General features: G+C 54.6%; 4 protein-coding genes and 1 pseudogene. 3 read left to right on the top strand and 2 right to left on the bottom strand.

Features of this window, described 5'->3' with window-relative positions:
* Positions 1 to 959: IS110 family transposase (locus R6T97_RS02905; RefSeq protein WP_410347811.1), on the bottom strand; the 959-nt coding region annotated here is incomplete at its 3' end.
* A 353-nt stretch (positions 960 to 1,312) separates the two neighbouring features.
* Here R6T97_RS02905 and R6T97_RS02900 point away from each other — a divergent pair.
* A complete protein-coding gene (locus R6T97_RS02900) occupies positions 1,313 to 3,124 on the top strand; it encodes an SLC13 family permease (RefSeq protein WP_410347810.1) in 1,812 nt (603 codons plus the stop codon).
* 130 nt (positions 3,125 to 3,254) lie between these two features.
* Positions 3,255 to 3,458: pseudogene (locus tag R6T97_RS02895) on the top strand (transposase domain-containing protein); the annotation flags it as partial.
* 304 nt (positions 3,459 to 3,762) lie between these two features.
* Here the strand turns inward: R6T97_RS02895 and R6T97_RS02890 are convergent.
* The gene (locus R6T97_RS02890; protein WP_410347809.1) at positions 3,763 to 4,872 is read right to left on the bottom strand and encodes a hypothetical protein; all 1,110 of its coding nucleotides are present in this window, start codon (positions 4,870 to 4,872) and stop codon (positions 3,763 to 3,765) included.
* Positions 4,873 to 4,942: 70 nt separating this feature from the next.
* Here R6T97_RS02890 and R6T97_RS02885 point away from each other — a divergent pair.
* Positions 4,943 to 5,410: transposase (locus tag R6T97_RS02885; protein ID WP_410347812.1), on the top strand; the 468-nt coding region annotated here is incomplete at its 3' end.

Below are 5,410 nucleotides of genomic sequence, written 5' to 3'. Positions count from 1 at the left end.
CGTTCCAGCCAGGCCCCCTTTTTTATCCCAAAACGTGTTGCCGCAGTTATCACCGACATGGCTCCTCGGATGAGTTGGCTCCGGATGTCCGCCTGTCCCATTTTTGAGACCCTGCCGAGACGGCTCTTGCCACCGGTAGAATGTTGTTTGGGCACCAAGCCCAACCAAGCCGAAAAGTCCCGCCCTCGTTTGAAGCACGTCATGTCAGGCGCAAACGCCTCGATCGCCATCGCGGTTTGCACCCCGATACCAGGCATGGTCTGCAACCGCTTTGCGGTCTCAGAGACTTTTGCCGCTGCCTTCATCGCCTCGGTCGCATCAGATATCTTTGCTGTCAGCTGCTCGATATGATCAACGTATACGCGGGCAATATCTCTGACCTTTTCCGAAATGAGGGCGGTATCGTCTTCGATCATAGCCATCAGTTTCTTGATCCCAGCTTTGCTTTTCGGGGCAATGATCCCGTGTTCCGAGAGATGCGATCGAAGAGCATTAACCGTCTGGGTACGTTGTCCAATGAACATCTGACGGGTGCGATAGGCCATAGCGCTGACCTGCTGCTCCTCAGACTTGACCTCGACAAATCTCATGTTCCTGCGTGAAACCGCTTCCGTGATTGCTTCCGCATCTGCCGTGTCGTTCTTCTGACGTTTGACATAGGGTTTTACGTATTGTGGGGGAATAAGTCGCGTACCATGGCCCAACTTGCCGATCTCTCGTGCCCAGTCATGCGCCGTTGCGCAGGCCTCCATCGCAATCAAGCAGTTCTGTTGTTCGGACAGGAAGGGCAAAACCTGACCCCTCGACAGCTTTTTGCGGAAAACCACTGTCCCGTCGTCAAGTGTCCCGTGCAGATGGAAAACGTTCTTTGCAAGATCAATGCCGATGATGGTAGCGTGTGTCATGTGGATGCCTCCAGTTTCTATGCTTCCGTGGCGTCTTTCGACGACACTTGGCACATTGTGATGCCTTCAGGTGGCGACATCCACACCATCAACTTTTGCCCATATCTCGTTCTGGCCCCACGAAAGGTGTTTTGTGCGTGAGCTGGCTGACGAGCTCGGGTTCATTGAGGCTGGTCGCATCCTCGAACAAGGCCTGCCCGAACCGCCTTCGCCCTCCCCGTGAAGATCGGAGAAAGTCCCTTCTTTCGCGGGATTTTTGGAAATCGTGCAACTAATCAAACGTAACCCCAACCGCCTTAGTGAATGGCCTGATCATCGGAAGAAACATTACACTAGTAAAATGTATTATTAGCACTATATCCAATGCCGACCCTGATTGCATCAAACACTACTTGAATGGACGGATTATGGAGCAGCTTACCCCCGACATGATGATCGTGCTGGCCGTGTTGGCTGGTGCCATAGCGCTTTTTGTAACTGAAATTGTACGCATCGACGTTGCAGCGATCCTCATTCTTGTCACCGTTGGGGTGCTGGGCCTTGTGGACTCCAGCATGCTGTTTGCCGGTTTTTCATCAAACGCCGTTATCTCGATCATCGCGGTGATGATCCTTGGTGCCGGGTTGGACAGGGTCGGCGTGATGAACAGTGTCGCGGCCTTTCTACAAAAGATCGGCGGCCGGACAGAAAGCCGAATTCTTGCCCTGATCAGTGGTACTGTGGCCGGGATCAGCGGTTTTATGCAGAATATCGGCGCTGCAGCATTGTTCCTGCCCGTGACCGAACGTCTGGCTGAGCGCACCTCGATCCCTGTGTCGCGCCTGCTGATGCCTATGGGTTTTGCCGCGATTCTGGGTGGAACCACAACACTTGTCGGCTCTGGCCCACTAATCCTGCTGAACGATCTTTTGGCAAACTCAATGCGCAACCTTGGGATGGAGTACGAACCCTTTAATCTGTTCGCCCCTACGCCGATCGGCCTTGCCCTAGTTGTTTCCAGTATAGCTATGTTTGCAGTTTTCGGTCGATGGCTGTTGCCTAACGTCAAAGGCGGCGGGCGTGAACGCCCATCCATGCCGCAGCTATCCGAACGCTACGGCCTGCAGAACGACACGCACGCATGGCGCGTGACTGCGGGCAGTGCGCTTATCGGCCGCAGCGTCCAAGAGATCGAGACCGAGTTCAAAGGCGTTCTGATTACTGCGATCACCGATGAAAACGGAATGATCGTAGCGCCGGCCCGTGATGTTGTGATCAAGGCGAACGTTACCCTAGGTCTGACAGGCTCGGACACTGTTCTTGACGACTTCACAAATGGGAACGGTCTTGTCGCAGCGGAAGAGGATACTTTTGCCCTGCTCCAGAATGATGAACTGGCCGGACTGGCCGAGGTCGTCATCCGCCCTGGTAGCGATGCTGTTGGCCAGCGCGTGCGGGATTTTGAATTCCGTAAGGTACATGGCATCACGCTGGTCGGCATTCACAGAAACGGCAAAATGCTGGAAGGTGATCTGCGCTTTCAGACGCTGGCCGCCGGTGACGTGCTGGTTTTCTTTGCCCGCTGGCAACGCCTGACTGCGTTGTTGAAGAACCCCGCCTTCGTCGCCATCAGCGACTATCCTCGCGAACAACCCCGGACCGACAAGAAATGGTGGGCAGTTGGTGCCTTTGCCGTTGCTCTCTCACTGGTACTGTTTTCTGACTTCCGCCTTTCGCTCGCCTTGATGATCGGTGCCGCGATACTGCTTGTCAGCCGCGTCCTGTCACCTGATGAGGCCTATCGCGCGGTATCTTGGAAAACAGTCTTCCTGCTCGCTGCTCTGATCCCCTTGGGGCAGGCAGTTGAACAAAGCGGTACAGCCGCATGGATTGCGACCCAAGTGATTGGCGCAGTTGAAGGCATGCCTATCTGGGCGATCCAACTGGCCATCGTGCTGCTGACCACCGCTTTCACCTTGACCGTCTCGAACGTCGGGGCGACCGTCCTGCTGATCCCGCTGGCCGTTAATGTCGCAGTCGGCGTGGATGCAGACCCTGCGCAATTTGCGATGATCGTCGCTATCGCCGCGTCGAACGCGTTCTTCCTTCCTACCCACCAGGTCAATGCACTACTGATGGGTCCGGGCGGCTACCGTGTGAAGGACTTTTTGCGCGCCGGGCTAGCGTCAACAATCTTGTTTACCGTCGTCTTGTTGATCGGGGTCAACCTGTTTCTCTAGGGAAACATGACGGTAAGCAGAGTTAACGCCAATCATGAGGGTGACATTCGCGCAAAGTGCTATGTGACTGCCATGCGATCACAATGAGGCCCCCCGGCAGCCTCGCTTGTCAGCACTGATGCCGTCTCGGATAGCTCTGAACCGCAAGAACGCACTGTTCGCCGGCCACGACGCCGGAGCCACAAACTGGGGCGTCGTGGCTTCCTTGATTGAGACCTGCAAATTGAACAGTGTCGATCCGCATGCCTATCTGGCCAATACGTTCACTGCCATCGTCGCAGGCCACAAACAAAGCCAGATCAACGACCTGCTGCCGTGGAATTACGTCAAATAGGTGGGGTGCGCGCACGGCTTACTTTGCCCCTACCATGACAGCGGCCTTTCGCGGCATCGCAAAATCTCAGCAAAATGGGCTCGAAGCAGCCTTGCGGCGGTGCAGCACTCGGTTTTCCACCTGGGGCGCCGCACACTGGATTGCCGCCGTTTCGATTGACCGCTGTCAGCCCATAAGAGACATTCGTCCAAGAGCCTGTGGCCATAGCCGCTCATGCAAGTCGGACGGAAAGCCGTCTTTCGCTGAATACAGCCCCAATGTTAGCTTTGCGCCTTGAAACGATCTAGGTCGCGGATTCGTCCATTTAGGAAGCAACGAAATTTTCTGAAAGCCAGTCAAAACTCTCCATGGCTGCTCGGACATCATCAATTGAAATCGGCGCCTCACTGCTACCATGAAAGAGGGCGTTACGTCTTTGGGACACCTTGCTGTAATGCGACTTCACGGGGTTCAACGAAGGCGCGCCTGGCACATTTGAGGAATAGAACTTCAGTTGCTGAAATAGGCTAGGCTTCCTTACAACTGAAGGCCATTCGATCTCGTCCGCTAGCGCTGGGAATTTTTCTACCACCAACTGCTTTGCCTCATCCCAATAGGACTTGCCGCCGTCAATCACGTCTAGGTCGACCTCTACACCGGCATTTGAAATGTGATCTTCCATCCGTTTGCGTAATAGTGATTCTACTCCAACGTTGAGCCAAAAAATGGCTTCTCGTGCTTCCCCTAGAAACGCATATTGGTCCGCCAAAACGCGGCAACGTTTGTACCACTCTATGTCGGCTGCGACACCCAAATCTAGGGTTAGAGGTTCAGTCGAAGGCGAAAAAACATTGAAGACGATAGATGGATTCGTGCGACGAATAAATCCAAGATCATTTTGACCATTCAATACGACGATACTTTCAATGTCCCCCAGATCACCGGGAGCCGGCACCCAAGTGCCAATATAGTCAGGATGGTGTCTTAATGCCCAAAAGATACGATAGATAATCTCGAACGCAACTTTTAGCCCGTTCGGCCAGGCTTCGGTCGCTACACCAACTGCAGGAATCTGGAGTGGCTGAACTTGAAAACTCGGATCAATCAGGGATGGAAGTTCGATTTCGACGGTGGAAGTACCGTATTGTCGCCGCGTTGTACTCATTGGTCGCGACACATTTGGCGGAACAGTTTGCAGCATGAAATCAGTTGGGCTGGCAAAATGCGAATCGACTCTGATGACTGTATTTAATCCCTCCCAGTGGAGTTGCAGTTGCAACGGGCGTACGGCGAGTGGATATGGCAGAAATGTCTTTAGCTTTGTTACAAGCGATCCTGGTAGTGCCCCGGGGCGTGGTGTAATTCCGACGGTAGCGCGGGCTGAGTGGAGCCTTGCGTAGCTCAGGCGAAGCCCGCGCGGTTTCTGGGCGGCCATGGATGTTCTCCGGTAGGGTTGAGTTGCAAAACTGACCTACCGATCGAGGAGATCACCCATGACCAAAGACATGATAGCAGAAACCGTTGCGCTGAAGGCGCTTCTTTCGAACGCGGCGGATCATCAAATACTGGCCGAGATGCTTGGATTTGTCGCCGACCGCCTGATGGCGCTGGATGTGGACCAGCGATGCGGTGCTGGAACGCATGAGCGCAGCACAGAACGGGTAAACCATCGGAACGGATATCGTGAGCGCCGGTGGGAAACGCGGGCCGGGACCGTCGATGTTCAGATCCCGAAGCTTCGGAAGGGGTCATACTTTCCGGAGTTTCTGGAGCCTCGTCGGGCCTCGGAAAAGGCGATGACGGCAGTGATCCAAGAAGCCTACATTCAGGGCGTTTCTACCCGTTCAGTCGATGATCTGGTGAAAGCGATGGGCATGACCGGCATCTCCAAGAGCCAGGTCTCTCGCTTGTGCGTCGAGATCGACGAACGCGTGGAAGCGTTTCTTGAGAGGCCGCTGGAGGGCGAATGGCCT

Source organism: Yoonia sp. (assembly GCF_046498525.1).
In the GTDB taxonomy this organism is placed as follows: Bacteria; Pseudomonadota; Alphaproteobacteria; order Rhodobacterales; family Rhodobacteraceae; genus Yoonia.
This window is presented reverse-complemented; position numbering and strand designations above follow the sequence as displayed.